The sequence below is a fragment of the Staphylococcus sp. GDX7P312P genome (genome assembly GCF_008385775.1).
In the GTDB taxonomy this organism is placed as follows: domain Bacteria; phylum Bacillota; class Bacilli; order Staphylococcales; family Staphylococcaceae; genus Staphylococcus; species Staphylococcus haemolyticus.
In genome coordinates, this window is the sequence record NZ_VUKI01000022.1 from 16,529 (window position 1) to 39,257 (window position 22,729).

At 34.7% G+C, this 22,729-nt stretch carries 22 protein-coding genes; 15 read left to right on the forward strand and 7 right to left on the reverse strand.

Translation table 11 applies throughout. The features are described from left to right. Positions 1–2 precede the first annotated feature (2 nt). Positions 3–1,778: an oleate hydratase gene (locus tag F1592_RS06205; protein ID WP_107641141.1), complete on the reverse strand. Its 1,776-nt coding sequence runs from the start codon at positions 1,776–1,778 to the stop codon at positions 3–5. Between the two features lie 196 nt (positions 1,779–1,974). Here F1592_RS06205 and F1592_RS06210 point away from each other — a divergent pair, with 196 nt between their 5' ends. Next, positions 1,975–2,562 carry a TetR/AcrR family transcriptional regulator gene (locus F1592_RS06210; RefSeq protein ID WP_011274633.1) on the forward strand — a complete coding sequence of 196 codons (588 nt, stop codon included), beginning with the start codon at positions 1,975–1,977 and terminating at the stop codon, positions 2,560–2,562. 87 nt (positions 2,563–2,649) lie between these two features. Here the strand turns inward: F1592_RS06210 and pbp4 are convergent, their stop codons facing one another. After that, positions 2,650–3,801, reverse strand: a complete 1,152-nt coding sequence (gene pbp4 / locus F1592_RS06215) for a penicillin-binding protein PBP4 (RefSeq protein WP_053016243.1) — start codon at positions 3,799–3,801, stop codon at positions 2,650–2,652. A gap of 213 nt (positions 3,802–4,014) precedes the next feature. Then, complete coding sequence (locus F1592_RS06220) at positions 4,015–5,154, reverse strand: polysaccharide deacetylase family protein (RefSeq protein WP_053016242.1); 1,140 nt, start codon at positions 5,152–5,154, stop codon at positions 4,015–4,017. A 376-nt stretch (positions 5,155–5,530) separates the two neighbouring features. On the opposite strand from F1592_RS06220, the gene F1592_RS06225 reads away from it, so the two are divergent. Continuing rightward, entirely contained in the window at positions 5,531–6,454 is a 924-nt protein-coding gene (locus F1592_RS06225; RefSeq protein ID WP_149809388.1) for an ABC transporter substrate-binding protein, read from the forward strand. 77 nt (positions 6,455–6,531) lie between these two features. On the opposite strand, the gene yut is transcribed toward F1592_RS06225, so the two are convergent. After that, positions 6,532–7,434, reverse strand: a complete 903-nt coding sequence (gene yut, locus F1592_RS06230; RefSeq protein WP_149809387.1) for an urea transporter — start codon at positions 7,432–7,434, stop codon at positions 6,532–6,534. 217 nt (positions 7,435–7,651) lie between these two features. Between yut and F1592_RS06235 the strand changes: the two genes are divergently transcribed. The 7 genes from F1592_RS06235 to F1592_RS06265 are packed head-to-tail and all read left to right on the forward strand — an operon-like array spanning position 7,652 to position 12,720. Continuing rightward, positions 7,652–7,954: an urease subunit gamma gene (locus tag F1592_RS06235; RefSeq protein ID WP_053030032.1), complete on the forward strand. Its 303-nt coding sequence runs from the start codon at positions 7,652–7,654 to the stop codon at positions 7,952–7,954. A 12-nt stretch (positions 7,955–7,966) separates the two neighbouring features. Beyond that, a complete protein-coding gene (locus F1592_RS06240) occupies positions 7,967–8,374 on the forward strand; it encodes an urease subunit beta (protein WP_053016238.1) in 408 nt (135 codons plus the stop codon). Further along, positions 8,374–10,089, forward strand: coding sequence for an urease subunit alpha (gene ureC, locus F1592_RS06245; RefSeq protein ID WP_107609991.1), 1,716 nt, complete (start codon positions 8,374–8,376; stop codon positions 10,087–10,089). Before F1592_RS06240 ends, ureC begins: the two co-directional genes overlap by 1 nt. 12 nt (positions 10,090–10,101) lie before the next feature. Next, a complete protein-coding gene (gene ureE, locus F1592_RS06250; protein ID WP_053016236.1) occupies positions 10,102–10,554 on the forward strand; it encodes an urease accessory protein UreE in 453 nt (150 codons plus the stop codon). After that, positions 10,547–11,236, forward strand: a complete 690-nt coding sequence (locus F1592_RS06255) for an urease accessory protein UreF (RefSeq protein ID WP_149809386.1) — start codon at positions 10,547–10,549, stop codon at positions 11,234–11,236. Before ureE ends, F1592_RS06255 begins: the two co-directional genes overlap by 8 nt. A 12-nt stretch (positions 11,237–11,248) precedes the next feature. Further along, positions 11,249–11,863 (forward strand): urease accessory protein UreG, encoded by a 615-nt coding sequence (gene ureG, locus F1592_RS06260; protein WP_053016234.1) that lies wholly within the window; start codon positions 11,249–11,251, stop codon positions 11,861–11,863. Further along, complete coding sequence (locus F1592_RS06265; RefSeq protein ID WP_053041639.1) at positions 11,863–12,720, forward strand: urease accessory protein UreD; 858 nt, start codon at positions 11,863–11,865, stop codon at positions 12,718–12,720. Before ureG ends, F1592_RS06265 begins: the two co-directional genes overlap by 1 nt. Before the next feature lie 137 nt (positions 12,721–12,857). Here the strand turns inward: F1592_RS06265 and F1592_RS06270 are convergent, their stop codons facing one another. Further along, positions 12,858–14,504 carry a phospho-sugar mutase gene (locus F1592_RS06270; protein ID WP_107609994.1) on the reverse strand — a complete coding sequence of 549 codons (1,647 nt, stop codon included), beginning with the start codon at positions 14,502–14,504 and terminating at the stop codon, positions 12,858–12,860. 258 nt (positions 14,505–14,762) lie between these two features. Continuing rightward, positions 14,763–15,740 (reverse strand): SMP-30/gluconolactonase/LRE family protein, encoded by a 978-nt coding sequence (locus tag F1592_RS06275; RefSeq protein ID WP_033079784.1) that lies wholly within the window; start codon positions 15,738–15,740, stop codon positions 14,763–14,765. A gap of 276 nt (positions 15,741–16,016) precedes the next feature. Between F1592_RS06275 and trhO the strand changes: the two genes are divergently transcribed. The 3 genes from trhO to F1592_RS06290 all read left to right on the forward strand — a co-directional run bounded on the left by trhO (position 16,017) and on the right by F1592_RS06290 (position 19,319). Continuing rightward, on the forward strand, positions 16,017–16,979 hold the full coding sequence (gene trhO, locus F1592_RS06280) for an oxygen-dependent tRNA uridine(34) hydroxylase TrhO (protein WP_053016231.1): 963 nt from the start codon (positions 16,017–16,019) through the stop codon (positions 16,977–16,979). A 110-nt stretch (positions 16,980–17,089) separates the two neighbouring features. Further along, positions 17,090–18,292, forward strand: coding sequence for an MFS transporter (locus F1592_RS06285; protein WP_053016230.1), 1,203 nt, complete (start codon positions 17,090–17,092; stop codon positions 18,290–18,292). A gap of 52 nt (positions 18,293–18,344) precedes the next feature. Continuing rightward, a complete protein-coding gene (locus F1592_RS06290) occupies positions 18,345–19,319 on the forward strand; it encodes a choloylglycine hydrolase family protein (RefSeq protein WP_053016229.1) in 975 nt (324 codons plus the stop codon). 81 nt (positions 19,320–19,400) lie between these two features. Here F1592_RS06290 and F1592_RS06295 read toward each other — a convergent pair whose 3' ends face one another. Beyond that, positions 19,401–20,174: an acetoin reductase gene (locus tag F1592_RS06295; RefSeq protein ID WP_149809385.1), complete on the reverse strand. Its 774-nt coding sequence runs from the start codon at positions 20,172–20,174 to the stop codon at positions 19,401–19,403. 253 nt (positions 20,175–20,427) lie between these two features. On the opposite strand from F1592_RS06295, the gene F1592_RS06300 reads away from it, so the two are divergent. Genes F1592_RS06300 through pcp form a run of 3 tightly spaced genes read left to right on the forward strand, consistent with a single transcriptional unit; the run spans position 20,428 to position 22,714 of the window. Beyond that, complete coding sequence (locus F1592_RS06300) at positions 20,428–21,132, forward strand: DUF969 domain-containing protein (protein ID WP_011274624.1); 705 nt, start codon at positions 20,428–20,430, stop codon at positions 21,130–21,132. Next, a complete protein-coding gene (locus F1592_RS06305) occupies positions 21,125–22,051 on the forward strand; it encodes a DUF979 domain-containing protein (protein WP_011274623.1) in 927 nt (308 codons plus the stop codon). The genes F1592_RS06300 and F1592_RS06305 overlap by 8 nt, the downstream gene beginning before the upstream one ends. Positions 22,052–22,075: 24 nt before the next feature. Continuing rightward, the gene (gene pcp, locus F1592_RS06310; RefSeq protein ID WP_107609846.1) at positions 22,076–22,714 is read left to right on the forward strand and encodes a pyroglutamyl-peptidase I; all 639 of its coding nucleotides are present in this window, start codon (positions 22,076–22,078) and stop codon (positions 22,712–22,714) included. Positions 22,715–22,729 lie beyond the last annotated feature (15 nt).

The following is a 22,729-nucleotide window of genomic DNA, read 5'->3' on the forward strand; positions in this document are numbered from 1 at the left end:
ACTTATAGTAACTTGTGTTGGTGCAACAATTCTTCGATATAGGTACCTTTTATTTTCTTCAAGAAAGCGTTAAGAGCGAGTTTCTGTATTTTGTTATGTTCTGAGAATTCTGATAGATTTTTACCATCATTAAGTTCATATAAGGCATCCATCAATATACGAAGGTCGAATTCTGTTGCAACCACTTCAGGGACACCTCTATCTATGTCCAATAATTGGTATACTGCTTCCATAGCAGTCCTTACCGAATATTCAGTGGTAAATACAGTATCTCTTTCTGTTTCTGCAAAATTACCAATAAAGGCTATGTTGCGAGCATTTTTAGGCACGACAAGTGGTCTGTCTCCAACGGATCTAGGCATAAAATAAGAACAGATATATGGCATATAGACTGGTATCGTATTACATTGCGTTTTAGCGAGGTCTTCAATTTGATTGATAGGAACGCCCATATGATATAACCATTCTTGGCAAATTTCATTTCCACTGCACTCAGTGATAGGTTTATGGATGTAATCCCCGTTTACGTTTGAGTATAATGCATAGATCCAAACGCTCACCTCGTCTTCGGGTTGGCTTTTAAATTGTTGTTGACGATTAACAGTAAAACTCATTTGCCATTTAGAATCATTAACAGTAACAATACCACCAGTCACTGTCTTGCCGGCTAGAGGGTCTCGTTTACAAATTTGCTCGATTGTATTAATAATTGTCATGTTATTAGTCGTCGCAGTTGCTGATACAAACCAACTTTTGTCTGGTAAACGATGATAGAACTTTTCGGGACAACCAAACTCAGGGCTCTGTTTGGCAAGATTACGCCATAACGTCCAACTACCACCGATTTCTTTTGTAGGGGGTGCGGGTGTGTTGTTATCTCCATAAGTTGAACTTTCAGTGATACTACCATTTGTAACAAATACTAAATCATCTGGCGTTAGAGGAATGATATCATCTTTACCTGAACGCTTAAGTTGTATTTCACGCGCAACCTTCTCTTTCGTTGTGATATCTACTTTGATATTCAACACTTGAACATCATATTGAAATTGCACACCGTGGGACTCTAAGTAAGCAATCATCGGAAGAACTAGTGATTCATATTGATTATATTTGGTGAACTTAAGGGCACTGAAATCTGCTAATCCTCCAATATGATGTACAAAGCGCATTAAATATCGACGCATCTCCATTGCAGAATGCCATGGCTCAAATGCGAACATCGTTTTCCAATAGATCCAGAAATTCGAATGCAAAAAGTCATTTGAGAAGACATCCGTAATCTTCACATCGTTTAATGTCTCTTCTTTCATTAAACATAAATGAATGATTTCTTTAATGGCTTGTGGCGTCAAAGTAAAATCACCATCAGTAGATAACTGATGCCCCCTTTTTTCAATAACACGACAACGTGAGTAATTAGGATCTTCTTTATTTAACCAATAAAACTCATCTAGAACGGAAGCATTATCCATTTCAAGTGACGGGATGGAGCGAAATAAATCCCACAAACATTCGAAATGGTTCTCCATTTCTCTTCCACCTCTCACAACATAGCCTTTCAAAGGAAGTTCATCTCCATCTAAACTTCCACCAGGTTTAGATAATTCTTCTAAAACATGGATTTTTGACCCATCCATTTGTCCGTCTCTAATCAAGAAACATGCAGCAGCTAGAGATGCTAATCCGGAACCAATAAGATAAGCTGATTTACGCTCTACATTTTCTGGTTTTTTAGGACGTGCAAATGCTTCATAATTTCCATTACTATAGTACATACGTATCACTTCCCAAGTTTTCATAGTTTTTAATTTTTAGATTGAAAAGTAGTAAACTATAAGTAATCTTAAAGAAATTAATCTACCCTTCGATAGTATTATAAAATGACGAGGGGCAAGAATTGTGCGTCACTTATGTGTGTTTGTAACATAAGCGACATTTTATTCAAACTGTCCGATATGAGGAGTGATTAAGTTGAACAAACAAGATTTACGCGTCCAAAAAACACATCAAGCCCTAATTACTTCATTTTCTGATTTACTACAAACTAAATCTTTTGAACAAATAACGGTTCAAGACTTATGTGCAAAAGCAAATGTACGACGATCAACCTTTTATCGTCATTTTAATGATAAGTATGACTTGTTAAATCACGTTGTCGGCACGTTGATTGATCATTTTAGAGAGCTATATTTACCCGACATTAATCCCGACAACCCACGACAATTTTTTGAGAAATTGATGAGAGATGTTTTGACATTTATTCACGATAATAAAGACATTGTCCGTAGCGTTATAACACTCAATTTTTACGGCGAAGTTTATACTATTTTTTATGAACAAATCTATAAAGCAGTTCAAAAGCAAATTGAATTTGATCGACAGAGTGGTCAATTTTATGTAGATGTAACAATATATGGAGAATTTTTAACTGGAGGTATTTTGAGCGTCATCACGAATTGGATTCAACATGGACAACAGCAATCGATTGATAAAGTGACGAAAGAAATTGTTAATATGATATGTGGCGCAAGAGAAGTACATTTGAAGAAACTGAGTTAAAACGCCTTTATTGAAGATATTTCATAATTTGAAAAATGTCGCCAAGATAAAAACTTAGCGACATTTTTTCTAATTTAATTTATTGATTTAGAACCATTTCCATTTTTTATCAGCAGCTACACGTGGATAATGACTGCCTGGTAAGAAGTCCCTATAATAATGAACATAAACTTTACCTTTACTATTGATAGCCAGATGCCATTTGGATTTGTCTTTAGGGACAACATCATATAAATCTTTTTTTACATGATATTTCTTGCCATCTATCTCATGGTCTCCTTCAGTTAACACTTTCTTATATTCATATTTTTGACGATATTGTTTAATGATTTGATTACCTATTCTATTTCTATTGTACTTCGCATTTACATCACCAAAGGGTTTCACATTCATTATTGTTTCATTTAGACGTAATTGATCTTGCTTATTTGTTAGTGCAATGTTATAACCCTTATTACTTGTACCTGTCTTTAAGCCATCTGTACCAGGTAAATATAGTGGTTGTCCTTTTAAAGATAGATTCGTACTTTTAAAAGTATTTCCTCTTTGAGTATCCCGTGGCAACTTAGATATTTGTAATATCTGAGGATACTTCTTAATTAACGCTTGCATTAAAAGGTTCATATCTTTAGCGGTACTTTTAGGGAAATCTTGTTTTTTAAATTTTGAAGGTGCATATTGATCTAACAAACTATTTTGCGCACCTGCCGGATTGACAAAGTTTGTATTAGTCATATTAAACGATTTAGCTTGTTGATTCATTTTATTAGTAAATGTATTATTATCGCCACTTACTTTCTCACCTAATATCATTGCTGCGGCATTACTTGATGCTAAAGTGGTTTGTTTAATTAATTCCTCAATAGTATACGTTTGACCTTGTTTCAATGATACTGATGATAGGTTTGGTAGGTTGGACATAGTAGCAAACTTATTTGTAATTTTGACTTTGTCATTGAGCTTTAACTTCCCATTCTCAATCGCTTCATAAGTTAAATATAAGGTCATCATTTTAGACATAGAAGCAGGGTCAACCTGATTATTTCCCCGGTAATTATATAGAATTTGCCCTTGATCAGTAGTAAGCATGACACCACTAGGCTGATATTTCGTACTAATATTACTATTCTTTTCTTTATTAGCAATAGTTACTGGCGATTCACTCGCATCACTTATCGAAGTATGTAATAACGAAATCGTAGCGATAATACCTATTCCTTTTACAAATTTACCAAACAAAATATCCCCTACTTTTTTTAATATTAATAATGTTGCACAATACTTTTTATAACAATATTATAGGAATAATACAACTACATTCAAAATCATAACCACTTAAATATATTGTTGTTACTTACAATACATTTTTGATATCAATCAAATTTTGCCTGCTTTTAATGAAAAATTGAAACTCTGAGAACTACCATAATGCAATTCTCAGAGTTCGACTAATTATTTATAACCTTTCTCACCTTTAAAATAACTACGATCTTCTTTGCTATAAACTTTGTCTGGATCTACAAATGGTTTCAACTTGTATTTAAAGTCATATAGATTCAAACCATCGATAGCAACACGGTCTTGATAAACGCTATCTTCACCAATATCAGTAAAATTATTCGGACCTACCCCAGCTAAGAATTTAAATCCTGCTTTATTCTCTAGGTACTGATAGCCTGCTGAACCTCTATCTTGCGCACCATGAGGGAAAATAAATAAGTCCGTTTTGCCAATAATTGGCGTTACTTCTTTCTTCCAACGTTCTGTATCCTTCACAATACGATCATATGAACTATTTGCAAAATCAATGTGCCCCCAAGAATGACTTGCGAATGTCCAGCCATCGCGTTTCATTGCATTTGCAACTTTTATCGCTTGTTCTTTACGCTTAGAGTAGTCTTTACTATCCAACTCATTCGTGCGATATCCGAGTACCCCATTGTATCCAGTTAAACCAACTACACCTTTTTGTCCATTCAATGAAAAATCTGGATGTTCTTTTACGAAACGATTTAGAATCGGAACAATGTCATTCGATTCACTTTGAGTAACCTTACCATCTTTGCCTTTCGTTTCAGATACAACATGATTATATTTGTCTAATACTAAGCGATCTGCATAACCATTTCCTCTCATATATTCATAATAATTCATATCATCTATTGATAAAATTAACGGTTTCTTTCCTTTAGGCAACTTAAGTGATTTCTTTTTAATAGGTTTAGAATTGAAATCATATGCATCATGTGGATCAATCAATATGTAATGATGCTTATGTAATTCATCAAGTGAGCGTTTAAATTCTTCAACGGTAATCATCCAATCATTATTCCCTTTGGCTTGATTCGCTTCACCAGTAAACGCCACTTTAGGATCCGTAATTAAAGGATGGAAGAAGATATGTGCTACATCACCCTTATATTCAACCCAATCATTTTGACCAGAACTACGCTTTTTCGCATAAATATTCTCTTCTTTATTATGCGTTTCTTCTTTAGCTTTTTTCTCATGCGTTTGCGATGTCGATTGACAAGCACATAAAACAATGGCTATTAAAACAGTGAATACACTCAACAAATATTTTTTAATCATGTATTGGCTCCTTTATGTAAGAAAGTAATTTTATGCCGCTCACTAAATATTATATAACATTTTTATACTATGCATGACATATCATTTCTAACTTAACGGAATTTTTACATGAAATTAATTTTATTCAATATTAAATTATTTGTTTCTTCTTTTCACGAGGAATTTCAAACTTACATTAACTACAATCGCTAAAACGATTAAGCTTTTCAATATTAATTCATAAATTGTTGGCATCGAAAATGTACTAACAAACACAAATATTAGTATGAGTACTATCGCAATTTTACCGTGAATATCCTATGTCATTACGCTCACCTTTAGCTTTAATATAATTTCCTATATAATTGCATTATACATATAAAAGGAGATGGATGTTTTGAGAAAATTATTAGCCTTGGCATTAGTGTTTATACTAGCCTTAGCCGCTTGTGGAAACAATGGGGATAATAGTAATTCTAAAGATGCGAAAGAAGATACTAAATCTTATACAACTGACGATGGTAAAAAAGTTAAAATTCCTAAAAATCCTAAACGTATAGTTGTTTTAGGAACAACATATGCAGGTGGTTTAAAGGAACTTGATGCCAATATTCAAGCTGTAGCTAAAAACGTGGATGATAGTTCAGTATTAAAAGATAAATTTAAAGATGTTAAAAAAATTGATCCTGAGAACGTTGAAGCCGTAGCAAAAGAAAAACCAGATTTAATTATTACTTACAATACAGATAAAAACTTGAAGAAATTGAAAAAAATCGCACCAACTGTCGCATTCGACTATATGAAACATGACTACAAAGAACAACATTTAGAATTAGGAAAAATTATTGGTAAAGAAGATAAAGCTCAAAAATGGGTAAATCAATGGGAAGACAAAACAAAAGATGATGGCAAAGAAATTAAAGATGCCATTGGTAAAGATGCAACTGTATCAATCATTAAAGACTTTGATAAAAAAATCTATGTTTTAGGTAAAACATACGGTCACGGTAGTGAAGTGCTTTATGATTCATTTGGTCTAAAAATGCCAAGCAAAGTTGAAAGTGCCACTAAGAAAGAAGATTTAGCTGATATTTCTGCTGAACAAATTCCAGAAATGGCTGGAGATTACGTTGTGACACCTGTCGCTAAAGGCGCTAAACTTTCATTCGCTAATAAAGATGTTTGGAAAAACACAGACGCAGTTAAAAAAGGTCAAACATTTAAAGTAGACGAAGGTATTTATTGGTTAAATGACCCTTACTCACTTGACTATGAACGTAAAGATTTAAAGAAAAAATTATTAGATTTTGCAAATAAATAATGATTTTCTCGATTTAACTAAAAACCATCAATGAACCAGAATAGCTGGTTTATTGATGGTTTTTCTATTCGATCATTTTAGGTTGTTTCTTCAAACGTTTGTTTGCCAGAAAATAAAACTATCCACGTTGCAAATATAAACGGCGCTGTAAATACAGGTAATCCTACTGGTGTAAGTAACGTTGCGATTGCACCATGCATCACTACAGTTAATAATAACCCTGTAATAACGGCAATATAAGTATTGAGTTTAGTTTTAAATGTTACACCTAATGCTATTCCAGTAAGTATAGCGTTATAACCATATAGACCATTGGTTATCGATGGATAATCTCCACCTAATAAGACAATAAATGCCACTGCTAAGATACTAGAGATGACCGCATATACGCCACCTCTTATTGATCCTACAAAGATACCTATAATAATCAACACACTACCAAGCATAGATGTTACAAGAAATATCTCACTAAAATTGGTTGTAATTCCACTAATCCAACTTATATGGTTATGACTAATATCAGGATGTTTCACCTGTTGAGGCAATATATCAATCGTTACTTTTAAATTTGAAAATTGCGTCGTCATAGCTAACACGAGCCATGTCATCAATACAAATGGAAATGTTAGCATCGGTATGTCAAATGGTTTTAATAGTTCTCTAATGGCAGCACCCATTGGCAAAGTTAAAATGGTTGCAAGTATCAATACTATCCAAGCTACCACTGAGGATTGAAGGAATAAAGCTAAACCAATAGCAGTTAACACAGCATTATACCCTGCTAACCCATCTTGAATTTCCGCTTCACTATAATTGAAATAAGGTGCCAATAAGATTGATAAGACGCTACCTATCATTGCCGCTAAACCAATTTCCCATTGAGCCACAAACAAGCCAATTAGAATGAATATACCTGACCATTTGTTATTCATAAACACTACTTGCGCTATATTCTTGAAAAATATATCTACATACTTCACAAACTCACCTTACTCTTTAGTTATTACTAAACATTCCTTTTAAATTCTAGCACTATTAATAGCACTTACAAAATACTTTCACAATATTTAAACATGTAGAAATACAATTTGAGTTTGAATTTAAAATAATCGTATTACTATATTGCTTGTACTCTACCTTTAACAGTTCTAACATTAAAACTACGAAAGTTATTCTAAATGGAAAGAAGGAATAGATGTGCATTTTACTCAACGTGAACAAGATAAGTTGATGATTGTTGTAGCTGCAGAAGTAGCAAGACGTCGTAAAGCACGTGGTTTAAAGTTAAATCATCCTGAAGCACTTGCATTAATCAGTGATGAATTACTTGAAGGTGCCAGAGACGGTAAAACGGTAGCCGAGTTAATGAGCTACGGTAAAACAATTCTAAATGAAGAAGATGTAATGGAAGGCGTTGCAAGCATGATTAAAGAAATCGAAATTGAAGCAACATTTCCAGATGGTACGAAACTTATTACAGTTCACCATCCAATCGTCTAAGGAGGCTATATTATGATTCCTGGAGAAATTATTGTTAAAAAAACTGAAATCGAAATTAATCATGGGCGTGCAGAAACGGTGCTTGTTGTTAAAAATACCGGAGATCGCCCAGTACAAGTTGGCTCTCACTTTCACTTCTTTGAAGCTAACAAAGCTTTACAATTTGAACGTGAAAAAGCTTATGGCAAACACTTAGATATCCCCGCTGGTGCAGCCGTACGTTTTGAACCAGGCGACGAAAAGAAAGTCCAACTTGTTGAATATGCAGGTCATCGTAACATATATGGTTTCCGTGGTATGGTTAACGGTAAAATTGATGAAAGTAGTGTTTACCGTCCAACCAACGAAGATGATGAATATGCCGGCGTATTTAATGATGAAGGCGAAGAAAACCTCAATAAAAAAGGAGGACAACACTAATGAGCTTTAAAATGACACAATCTCAATATACCAGTCTTTATGGTCCGACCGAAGGCGATTCAATTCGTCTAGGTGATACAAATTTATTTGCTCAAGTTGAACATGATTATACAAGTTACGGAGATGAAGTCACTTTTGGTGGCGGTAAATCTATTCGTGACGGAATGGGGCAAAATCCAAACGTGACACGTGACGACCGTTATGTTGCAGATTTAGTTATTACAAATGCAGTTATCATTGATTACGATAAAGTCGTTAAAGCCGATATTGGTATCAAAAATGGCTACATCTTTGCTATTGGTCAAGCTGGCAACCCAGATATTATGGATAATATTGATATTATTATCGGTGCAACAACAGATATCATTTCAGCTGAAGGTAAAATTGTGACAGCTGGTGGTATTGATACACACGTTCATTTTATCAACCCTGAACAAGCTGAAGTTGCACTCGAAAGTGGTATCACGACTCATATTGGTGGCGGTACTGGCGCATCAGAAGGTACGAAGGCTACAACAGTTACACCTGGACCTTGGCATATTCATCGTATGCTTGAAGCAGCTGAACAACTCCCTATTAATGTAGGTTTTACTGGTAAGGGGCAAGCTGTTAATCACACTGCACTTATTGAACAAATACACGCAGGTGTAATCGGTCTGAAAGTACATGAAGACTGGGGTGCAACACCTTCAGCACTCGATCATGCATTAGAAGTAGCAGATGAATTCGATGTTCAAATCGCACTTCACGCCGATACATTAAATGAAGCTGGATTTATGGAAGATACAATGGCAGCAGTCAAAGGCCGTGTCCTACATATGTACCATACTGAAGGTGCGGGTGGCGGACATGCGCCTGATTTAATTAAATCCGCTTCATATCCTAATATCTTACCTTCATCTACCAACCCAACATTGCCTTATACACAAAATACAGTAGATGAACATTTAGATATGGTTATGATTACACATCACTTAAATGCATCTATTCCTGAAGATATAGCATTCGCTGATTCTCGAATTAGAAAAGAAACCATCGCAGCTGAAGACGTACTTCAAGATATGGGCGTATTTAGTATGGTTAGTTCTGACTCACAAGCTATGGGACGCGTAGGTGAAGTGATTACACGTACATGGCAAGTAGCCCATCGTATGAAAGAACAACGTGGCTTGTTAGATGGTGATGCCGAATACAACGATAATAACCGTATTAAACGTTATATCGCTAAATATACGATTAATCCTGCCATTACACATGGTATTTCAGACTATGTTGGTTCAGTTGAAGGTGGTAAGTTAGCAGATTTAGTTATGTGGGAACCAGCCTTCTTCGGTGTTAAACCAGAACTTATAGTTAAAGGTGGTTTAATTAATGCCGCAGTTAATGGTGACGCCAACGGTTCTATTCCAACATCAGAACCTCAAAAATACCGCAAAATGTATGGCCAATATGGTGGTAACTTACAGCACACTGCCATTACATTTGTTTCTAAAACTGCATTCGAAAGTGGTATTTATCGTAGCTTGAACCTACAACGTATGGTTCGACCTGTTCACGGCATCCGTAATTTAACGAAAAAAGATATGAAAAATAATGATGCTACACCAAAACTGGATGTAGATCCACAAACTTATGAAGTATTTGTTGATGGCGAAAAAGTGACTAGTGAACCTGCTACTGAACTACCGTTGACTCAAAGATACTTCTTATTCTAGGAGGTTCATTTAATGATTATAGAAGAGATTCAAGGCAACATTGCTAATTTATCAGATGAAGATAAAAAGAAACATGTTGAAAAAGTCTATTTAGAGAATTCAGATTTAGTAAAACGTATTCAACGTGTTACAACTGATCATGGCACAGAGATTGGTATCCGTTTAAATCAACCTATCGATTTACAATATGGTGATATTTTATACCAAGATGACACAAATATGATTGTTGTTGATGTGAATTCTGAAGATCTACTCGTTATCAAACCACGTACGTTACAAGAAATGGGCGATATCGCACATCAACTTGGCAATCGTCATTTACCTGCACAATTTACAGAAACTGAAATGTTAGTCCAATATGACTATTTAGTAGAAGACCTACTTAAAACGTTAGGCATACCTTATAGTCATGAAGATCGTAAAGTGAATAAAGCGTTTAGACACATAGGTCATTCACATGATTGATCATTCACACTTAAGATTATTTCAGTTCTGTGATTCGCAATTACCTACAGGTGCATTTAGTCATTCGTTTGGTTTAGAAACATACATTCAACGCGATGTAGTTAAAGATGCTGAAACATTTAAAGCATGGTTACAATTATTTTTAAATGAACAATTAACCTATTCAGATGGTTTAGCTATGCGTCTTGTGTACCAAGCGTTAGAAAATGAAGACACAGAGGAAATATTAAGATTAGACCAATTAATCTATGTTCAAAGTTTACCGCGTGAAACACGTGTAGGTACAAAACAAATGGGAACACGTATGGCTAAACTTGCGATGGAATTCTACGATAGTCAATGGATCAATTGGTACCACACACAAATGACTGAGAAACGTGCAAAGTTGCATCCAGCAATTTGCTTTGCAATGTTAGGTCATTATTTAGGCGTTGATATCGAGACGATTATTGACTACTACTTGTATCAAAATGTTTCAAGTTTAACTCAAAATGCAGTACGTGCAATTCCACTAGGCCAAACAACAGGTCAACAAGTTGTGACGGAAATGATTCCACAAATCGAACGTACACGACAACACATATTTACATTAAGCAAAGCAGATTTCGGTGTAACAGCACCCGGATTAGAACTTAATCAAATGGAACATGAGAACGTTAATGTGAGAATCTTTATTTCATAGGAGGTAAGAGTTATGGCAAATCCAATTAAAATTGGTATTGGCGGTCCTGTTGGTGCAGGTAAAACACAATTAGTAGAAAAATTAGTGCGCCGTCTGTCTAAAGAATTAAGTATCGGTGTTATCACAAACGATATTTATACAAAAGAAGACCAAAAAATCTTAGTAGATACAGGTGTGTTACCTGAAGATAGAATTATAGGTGTCGAAACAGGCGGTTGTCCTCATACAGCTATCCGTGAAGATGCTTCAATGAACTTCGCTGCTATTGATGAATTGTTGGAACGTAATGACGACATTGAGTTAATATTTATTGAATCTGGTGGCGATAACTTAGCAGCGACATTTAGTCCAGAATTAGTAGATTTCTCAATATACATTATTGACGTTGCCCAAGGTGAGAAGATTCCTCGTAAAGGTGGTCAAGGTATGATTAAATCTGACTACTTCGTTATTAATAAAACAGATTTAGCAGAATTTGTTGGAGCATCATTAGACCAAATGGCCGAAGATACGAAAACATTTAGAGGAAATCGCCCATTCACATTCACTAACCTTAAGACAGATGATGGTTTAGACAACGTTATTGAGTGGATTGAACGAGATGTATTACTTAAAGGGTTAGCTTAATGGCTGAAGATATGAAACCAGATACTGAACAATCTTGGACTGGACAGTTAGACCTAACTGTGTTCAATAATGGTAAACGTTCTGTTGCACGAGATATCTTTTTTGAAAAAGCTTTAAAAGTGATTCGCCCAGTCTATTTAAATGATTCAACAATTCCAACCTTCTATATTGTGAATGTTGGTGGTGGCTACCTTGATGGCGATCGTTACCGAATGAATATTAATGTGGATGAAAATGCGTCAGTGACATTAACATCGCAAGGTGCTACAAAGATATATAAGACATTGAATGACCGTGTTGAACAATATCAAACATTTCATATAGCGAAAGATGGTTATATGGAATATGTTGGTGATCCGATTATTGCTTACGAACATGCGAAGTTCTTCCAACATAATGTATTTAAATTGGATGCGACCGCATCAATGTTCTATACGGATATTCTTACACCTGGTTATTCTTCGAGTGAAGCGTATTTCACTTATGACTATATGCATTTACTTAATGAAATTTATGTAGATGATGAGCTTGTCGTATATGATAATTTGCGTATGCATCCGGGTGAAACAGAAATTAGTTCACTTGGTTATATGGAGCATTATACGCATTTAGGTTCAGCTTACTTTATTCATCCGGAAGTGACGCAGAAGTTAATCGATGAAGTGTATGAGGAAATTAAAGATTATACGCTGAAATATAATTGTCGCCTTGGTATCACGCAATTGCCAACACATGGTTTTACTGTAAGAGTGTTATCTAATATGACCCAGGAAATTGAGGAGATTCTAAATACAGTTCAATCTTATATTGCGAATAAGTTATATGATCGGCAAATAGACTTTTTAAGAAAATATTAATTAAGAAAACAGCTTATGGTGCACTTTGTGATATGTACCATAAGCTGTTTTATATTATTCTTTAATTTTGAAAATGAACGATTGAGGTGGAATGATATTTAATACTGCTTACTTGCATATAAATAGTTTTTATCATGCTATTCGGTATCGCCAAATATGTAATTATATATGTCTTGTGAGACTTGTTCGAAGTTATCGACGTTGAGTGACAGATAGAATTTGAGTTTAGGTTCTGTACCTGATGGTCTCAAAGCAATAAATCCTTCTTTAAAGATAATTCGGATCACATTTGCTTGTGGTAATGATATTGCTTCTTCCGTGTTGTCTTCTTTATAAATGCGTTTCAATGTCTCATAATCTTCTACTGCAATGACTTTTAATCCTGCAATGACATCAGGAATATTACGTCTTAATTTATCCATTAAAGCGTTAATTTGTTGTTGACCTTCTTTACCTTCAAAGACTTTAGACATCGGTTTATCACGATACTGGCCTACTTCTTTATGGATTTCTTTTAATGCGTCGTACAGTGTTTTGCCTTCATTTTTCAAAATAGAAGCATACTTAATAATTAATGGAACAATTTGAATGGCGTCTTTGTCTCGCACGAAATCATCGGCTAAATAGCCATAGCTTTCTTCATAGGCAAATAAAAATGATTCTGTATCATCTAACTCACGAATGGCTTTAGCAATATGTTTAAAGCCGATTAAGACTTCCTTCACAGTCACCCCATGTTGTTGAGCAAGACGTTTACCTAACTCGCCACTTACAATAGATTGAATAACAATTGGATTATTTGGGACATTCGAATGTTCGAGCAGATATTTAATTAATAATGCGCCAATCTCACTGCCACCAAAGTAATATGTACGACCATTTGTATCTCGTTCAACAAAGCCCATGCGATCGACATCCGGATCTGTCGCAATAATTAAATTGGCGTCGATATCGTGAGCTTGTTGAATTGCTAAATCAAAGGCTTCTCGCTCTTCGGGGTTCGCACTTTTAACGGAACTGAAATTTGGATCTAGCTCACATTGCGATTTGACTAAACTTACATTCTGAAAATTAAGATGCTTTAAAACGTCAGGAATAATCGGCACACCAGTACCATGCAAACTTGTATATACGACCTTCAAATCAGATTGTGGAATATCACCTATAAGATTTGTAAGTTCATTTATGTAACTATCATAAACCGCTTCTGGTAAATCAAAGGTGTTCTTCTCAATAAGTTCTTGATTTAAGTCAATATTCAACTCAAGTGGATTACCTAAGTTATTGATATATTGAGCAACTTCTAATGAAGTATCCTCATCTAATTGCGCACCATCTACACCATAAACTTTGATGCCGTTATAATCTTTAGGGTTATGACTTGCTGTAATCATGATACCGGCAGATGTTTGCAAGTATCGGACAGCAAAAGATAGTTGTGGCGTTGTTTTATACCCATCTGCCAGATAAACTTTGATGCCATTCGAAGTCAAAATTTGCGTAATAATATACGCGAATTCTGAAGATAAATGACGAATATCATAGTGAATGACAATTGAAGGATTATCTTCTTTATCTTTTAAGTAATTAGCAATTCCTAATGCCAGACGTTGTATGGTATAGCGATTTAAACGACCTGGACCAAGTCCAAACTGGCCACGAATACCTGCAGTACCAAATGCTAATTCAGTTTCAAATCCTTGTTCTTGAAACGTCGTGGTCTGGCTATCATAGAATGATGCTACAAGACTGTCATCTTTATATTTCATCCAATTGTCTTTCATTATATACTCCTTTCATACTTATGCGGATGTCTTATTATTCTATTACAGTATACTGGATATTCAAAAAAGTTTCATTGGATTAGAAAATAAGCATTACTTAGTAATCATTTATGCTAGACGAATTAAACTTGCAATAAGTTACTCATAGTGATATAATACATTCATAAATTAATTCCATTGGCAACACCAAACCCCTCACTAGGTCGATAGTGAGGGGTTTTATGGTGTGTTAGACGATGTCGCTTATTTCTTTATTACTTACTGAAATTGATAGCTTTCATGACCTTTCGCAAAGGCTTCAACGGTATAAATCATAGAACCACCTTCTGAGCCGTTCTCAATGTCATTGGTACAAATGAGCAATTGGTTTGTTCCAGGAATAAATTGTGGATGTGTTGAACGTAACATTTTACCTTCATCACGCCCTGGCATTAAGATTTGACCAATAGGATAGCCACGTTTGTTGAAGACTAGAACACGTCCTTGTCCATACATTGCTACGTATAAATTATCATCGCTATCAATACATACTGAGTCTGGTCCTTCATGGCCAGTAAAGTAATATGGAATCGTTGCGCCAAACGGTGCAATTGTCACGCCATCGTCCTCTAATTGAATACGATGAAGTCGGTTTGTCGTCGTTTCCGTAACCCATAGTACTTTTTCATCCGTACTTAAAGCTACACCATTCGCTACTGAAATATTCTGAATAACTGGGGTCACTGTCTTGAAGTCAGGCGAAACGTAGTAGACGCCACCTTTAGGATTTGTAGAATACCCTCTGAAATCAGTGAAATAGAAACCACCTTTACTATCAAAGACCATGTCATCGATACAATATTCCGTGTTAAGTTCCGAAATAATTTCTTCAAATTGTTCACCATGTTCATTTGTGGCGAAGATACCACCTGTTGACTCGAAATCGCCTAAATAACAAGTGAATAAACGTCCATCTTTATGTATTTTGACTGCAGCTGGATTTTGTTTTGTTGATTGAAACGCTGTTGAAACCTCTTTTGTGTCTATGTCGACTTTAAAGATTTTACCGCCAAACACTTCACATAAAAATAAATTATGATCTCTATCAAAGATAAGACCTTCAAGTTGAAGTCCTTCATCTGAAATTTTTAACCAAGGTTCTGCCGTTACCGTTTGTAATTCGCTTTCAGAAATAATAGGTACTGCACTTTTTGATGCCCCAGTATATGTTAATTTTGGTAAAGATTGATTTGTCATAATTAACAATTCCTCCCTTTTCGAAAAGTATAATCTTAATTCATTATAATCCTTTACTTCACTTTCTACTTATCGTACTACATGTAATCGTTTTCAAAAAGTAATTGTACTTCTAACATAGGTCTGTTGCCCTATTTTCAAAACCGAAATATTGAAAGTTATTGTAAATTTGGTAAAATAATATAATGTTGATTTTTATAAAAAGATAAATTAATGAATAACTAAATGATACGGCTTGCCTTTACGATAAATAAATTTTTAGAGGAGAATTAGAAAATGGATTATAGAGTGTTATTATATTACAAATACACAACAATTGATGACCCTGAAACATTTGCAGCTGAGCACTTAGAATTCTGCAAATCAAACAATTTAAAAGGTAGAATTTTAGTTTCTACAGAAGGTATCAATGGTACATTATCAGGTACGAAAGAAGATACTGATAAATATATCGAATATATGCATGCAGATGAACGTTTCGCAGATATGACGTTCAAAATTGATGAAGCTGAAGGCCATGCCTTCAAAAAAATGCACGTACGTCCAAGAAATGAAATCGTTGCTTTAGGTTTAGAAGACGATGTTGATCCACGTGTTACAACTGGTAAATATTATTCACCTAGTGAATTTAAAGAAGCACTTGAAGATGAAGATACTGTCATCTTAGATGCTCGTAATGACTATGAATTTGATTTAGGTCACTTCCGCGGTGCCATTCGCCCTGATATCACACGTTTCAGAGACTTACCAGACTGGATTCGTGAGAACAAAGATCAATTAGATGGTAAAAACATCGTAACTTATTGTACAGGTGGTATTCGTTGCGAAAAATTCTCTGGTTGGTTAGTTAAAGAAGGCTTCGAAAATGTAGGACAACTACACGGTGGTATCGCAACTTACGGTAAAGACCCTGAAACTAAAGGTCAATATTGGGACGGTAAAATGTACGTCTTCGATGAACGTATTAGCGTTGACGTTAACCAAGTTGAGAAAACAGTTATCGGTAAAGAACACTTTGACGGTACACCTTGCGAACGTTATATTAACTGTTCAAATCCTGAATGTAACAAGCAAATTCTTGTTTCAGAAGAAAATGAAGATAAATATCTCGGTGCTTGTTCATATGACTGTGCCAAACATGAACGTAACCGTTATGTAGCTAAAAACAACATTAGCGATGAAGAATGGAATCGTCGTTTAGAAAACTTCAAAGACGTTCTAGAACATGCACATGCTTAATATATGAATCCTATCCCTTATGAGATTTAATTAGCTCATAAGGGATATTTTTTATGACTACCTAATGCTATAATAGTGTAAAATCACAAGTGTTATTGAGGTTTGGCAATATGAGAAAACATAGTAAAGACTACTTTCATCTGTTTTATAGTCAATTGTTTGCTAACACTGGTGATATTTTAACAATTGTTGGCCTTATTGCTATTGTTTTTAATATCACATCTAAAACGACCGCTGCCTCGATGATTCCCATTATCTTTACATCTGGCATTTTTGTGAGTAGTTTTATTTCCAATTATATTTATCAATATTTTACGCAAAAGCAAGTCTTATCTATATTTCAAGGTCTTAAATTAGTAAGTTTAGCAAGTATCGCTGGTTTATTAATATTTGGCATATCTCCCATTTTTATTTTTGTTTTACTTTTTCTTAATGCTATTTTTGATGGTTTTACAAACCCAATTAAGAACTCAATGATTCCTTTTATTGAGAATAAAGATGCGATTACATCTGCTAACGCTTTAATGAATATGATGAGTAGTGTTGTTCAACTTTCTACGTGGGCATTAGGCGGCATTTTAATGAGTCTTATAGGTGCGAAATACTTATTCTTATTTGCGCTAGTACTTGAAATGATAAGTTATTTTTTTATTTTACGCCTTTCAGAACGTCAAATTTACAAAAATGAGAAGGCAAATATTTTTAGTAGTTTTAAAGCTGTTATTCGTGATAATTATCGTGATAAATTGAGTTTGTATTTAAACATTTCTATTATTTTTGAATCTTTCGCAACGACCATATGGATAGCAGCTATCATTCTTACTTATACAAGAACCTATTTACATGTCCCTGATTATTGGTTTGGACTAATCAATGCCCTTTTCTTTAGTGGCACAATTATTGCAGGACTATGGATAAACCATAAGGATCGTTTCTTCACACAAATAAACTATCCAATAATTATTTACGTTCCTTTGCTTTTAGCATTTATTAATTTAAGTTTTATTCTTCACCATTCAATAATGATCGCATTGTTATTTTCATTATTTATGGGCATTTTCGAAGACATGCGTTATATTTCACTAAATTCAATGATTCAGCGCAACACACCAAAAGAAATTCTAACTTCTACATACATATTAAACAATTTATTTAACAGCATTTTCTTCGCTATTGGCACTTTTATTATTTCTATTATAGTTGACTATTACGGTATAATTTGGGCCTATATTATTTGTTTTAGTATGTATATAGCAACTTTTATTTTAGGGTTCTTTTTCCGAAAAACTTTAAAAATTGAAATGCATAATTAGAAATCTTATAATTGATAATAATTCTCAATTTAAATACTGGAGGTTTCTACATATGTGTACAGGTTTTACGTTTCAAGCTAAAAACGGTGACGTTATTTTAGGACGTACGATGGACTATGACTATCCATTAACTGGACATCCTGCTGTGCAACCACGTCACTACTATTGGGAATCTCGTGTAGATTATAAAGGTACAACGACGTATGGTTTTACTGGTGCCGGTTCTGATATGGAAGGCTTTATTTTCGGAGACGGTGTAAATGAGCATGGCCTCGCAATATCTAATCAATATGACCGTGGTTATGCCTCATACGCTAATAAAATACACGATGGATACATCAATATTTCACAAACTGAAGTATTAACATGGGTACTTGGTTACAACAAAACGATTGAGGAACTTATTGAACAAGCAGACCAAGTTAATGTCGTTGCACATACATTGAATGATATTAATGAAGCGCCGCCATTACATTATCATGTATCGGACGCGACAGGCCGAACTGCAGAGATTACGTTTGTAGAAGGTCGCATTGTCGTTCATGATAATCCAGTCGGTGTACTAACAAATAGCCCTGATTTAAATTGGCATTACGAGAACTTGAAGAATTATGCGAATGTGACACCTTACAAACCACAATATAAACGCTATAAAAATTTATATATCGGCAATGAAAGTGGTACCTCTGGACTACCAGGTGGTTATACGTCAGCAGAACGTTATGTAAGAGCAGCTTATCTTGTAAGTAATTTGTTGCCTGACAATGGTGATAATGCAGTATTAGATGCGTTTAGAATTCTTGATAGTGTAAGCATTCCTAAAGGTGCAGTTCGCCCTTCTGAAGATGAATTCCACTATACGCTGTACCAAACTGTATTCAACTTAACATCGCGTACATTGTATGTGAAATACTATAATTCTAATCGTATTGCTGAATTACAATTAACTGAGGAGTTATTAAATAGCGACGATTTAGTTATATTTGATCCGATTCCGCAAGGATTGTCTACCGATAAAGTAAATTAATTATATATAAACAAACAAGCGTGACTGATTAAAAAGCCACGCTTGTACTTTATATTATACTCTCCAATATCAATACTCGATTTATCTATACACTAATCCACCGTCTGTTAGGATAGCTTGTCCTGTGATATAGTCAGAATCCGGCGATGCTAAGAATGCTACTAAAGCAGCTACATCTTTTGGTTCTTGGTAGCGTCCTAATTTGATTGCTGATGAGAATTGCTCAAATGCATCGCCTGGTTTCAAATTGTCATCTAATTCAACCATGGCTGCATCGATACGATCCCACATTTCAGTTTTAGCTACGCCCGGACAGTATGCATTCACTGTAATACCTTTTTCAGCTAATTCTTTAGCTGCTGTTTGTGTGAATGAACGTACTGAATATTTTGTAGCACAATATGTACCTAACACTTCATAAGATTCGTGTCCGGCGATACTACATGCGTTAATAATTTTACCTTTACTATTTTGCTTAATAAATTGTTTCGCTGCTGCTTGAATGCCGAAAAGCGTTCCATAAACGTTAATATGGAATAATTTATCTAATTCGTCTTCAGTAATTTCTAAAATTGAAGATACAGCATCTACGCCAGCATTGTTTACAAAGACATCAATTTGACCAAATTCTGCAACTGCAAATTGAACTAATTCCTCTTGTTCTTTCTTTTTAGAAACGTCACTATGGAAATCTACAACATTAAAACCTTTGTCTTTAAATTCTTCTTCAGTTTTTAATAATGTATCTTGGTTAATATCTTGAAGCACAATATTAAACCCATCATTTGCTAAACGTTCTGCAATTCCTTTACCTAATCCCGCGGCTGACCCTGTAATAACTGCTGTTTTTGCCATAATACATTCCTCCTTTAATTTATAAGTAAATTTTATCATATAAGTATAATAATACATTAATAAATACTTATATTCATAAAATTTTCATAAAATATTTCATGATTTTATACAATTTTTCATTAATATGAGCACATGTTAAAATATTATTCTTTTTTTTTATATCCTCTTCTATATAGAAAATAGTTGTGCTAATATTAAGAAAATTATAACTTTTTATTTTTTAATATAGTTAATACATCAAAGGAGTGTTTTTATGGAATGGATTAAATTGATTGGTATTTTAATCATAATCATCGGCTTCATTCTTAAGTTTGACACTATCGCAATTATTTTAATTGCAGCAGTAGTCACTGGTTTAGTTGCCGGTATGGATATCGTTGAAGTACTTTCAACACTTGGAAAAGCCTTTGTAGATCAACGTCTTGTAACTTTATTTATGCTTACACTTCCTATGGTCGGTTTAATTGAACGTTTTGGTTTGAAGCAACAAGCTTCTAAACTAATTAGTAACGTTAAGAAAATAACAACCGGTCGCCTTCTTACTTTATATTTAATTATTCGTGAAATCGCTGGCGTAGCATCAATACGTATCGGTGGTCATCCTCAATTTGTTCGACCTTTAATTAACCCTATGGTTCAAGGTGCACTTCGAACACGTTACAATCTTACTGATAAAGACATCGATGAGAAAGATATTGAAAAACTAAAAGCCGAAGCATCTGCCATGGAAAATTATGGTAATTTCTTTGGACAAAACTTATTTGTTGGTGCTGCTGGTGTGTTATTGATGGTTGGGACTTTCCAATCTTTAGACATCAAAGTGAATGCAATGAGTTTAGTGCTCGCTTCAATTCCTGTTGCTATCATCACACTTATTTTAGTTTGGATTAAAAATATTTTACTCGATCGTTACTTCAATAAAAAATATGGAAATAATGAGGTGAAAAATCATGAGTGAAGCAACTTTAAACCATATTTTAGAAATATTTTACATACTGATTGGACTTCAATTTTTATATACAGCTTATCGCGCTTTACGTTCACAAGATAAATCTAAAAGTTTAGGTACAGCAGCATTTTGGACCATTTTAGCTATTTTATTTATAGGTGGTCCTTACATACCAGATGCAATTAATGGTCTTCTAGTTTTAGCAATGGGTGCGTTAACACTTTTCAGACAAGTGAAAATCAAAAATATTATCGATGTTAATGATAAAGAAGTTGAAAAAGGTTCTGCTAAATATGGAAATAAACTTTTCATTCCTGCAATTGTCTTAGCTGTGGTAGCAGTAGTTGTTTCAAACTGGACTCCACTTGGCGGTGCCATCGGTTTAGGTATTTCATCAATTGTGGGATTAATCGCAGCACTACTCATTATTAAACCAAAATTATCTTACACATTGTATGACAGTGACCGATTAACACAACAAGTTGGAACGACAGGTATTTTACCACAATTCTTAGCTGCACTTGGCGTACTCTTTACTGCAAGTGGTGTGGGTCAAGTCATTTCAAAAGGTATCTCTTCATTTTTACCTGAAGGCAACCATTTAATAGGCGCAATTGCTTATATATTAGGGATGGTTCTTTTTACAATGCTTATGGGAAATGCTTTCGCAGCATTTACTGTTATAACAGCAAGTATCGGTATTCCATTCGTTATTGCACAAGGTGGCGATCCAATCGTTGCAGGTGCGCTTGCCATGACTGGTGGTTTCTGTGGTACATTACTTACACCTATGGCAGCAAATTTCAACACATTACCAGTTGCACTACTTGAGATGAAACAAGAATTTGGCGTTATTAAAGCACAAGCACCTATAGCATTAGCACTTATAGTAATTCACATTGCTCTAATGTATTTCTGGGCATTTTAAAAAATTCTAAGGAGGAAATGAATAATGAAAATTTTAGTTACAGCGTTTGATCCATTTGGCGGTGAAAAGATTAATCCTGCATTAGAGGCAGTAAAGCAATTGGAGAATACGATTGGCGAACATATCATTTCAAAGTTAGAAATTCCAACCGTCTTTCATGAATCTAAAGACGTCATTGATAAAGAACTGTCTAAAGGCGATTACGATGTGGTCTTGTCTATTGGTCAAGCTGGAGGTCGTTATGACCTTACTCCTGAGCGTGTAGGCATCAATATCGACGATGCGCGTATACCTGATAACAAAGGTAATCAGCCTATTGATGTGGCTATTCAAGAAGATGGCGCACCTGCTTACTTCTCAAACTTACCTGTTAAAACGATGACTGAAGCGATTAAAGCAGCAGGCGTCCCTGCAAGCTTATCGAATACAGCGGGCACATTTGTTTGTAACCATGTCTTATACCAATTAGGTTATCTCGCTGACAAGTCTTATCCAGGGTTATTATTCGGTTTTATTCATGTACCTTTTATCCCTGAACAAGTGACAGATAAGCCTGAGAAACCGTCGATGTCTATTGAAACAATTGCGAAAGGTTTAACAGCCGCTATTAAAACCATTTCTAAAGAAGACGACGCCAAAGTTGCACTAGGAGAAACACATTAAAAAGAGGGTTCCCAC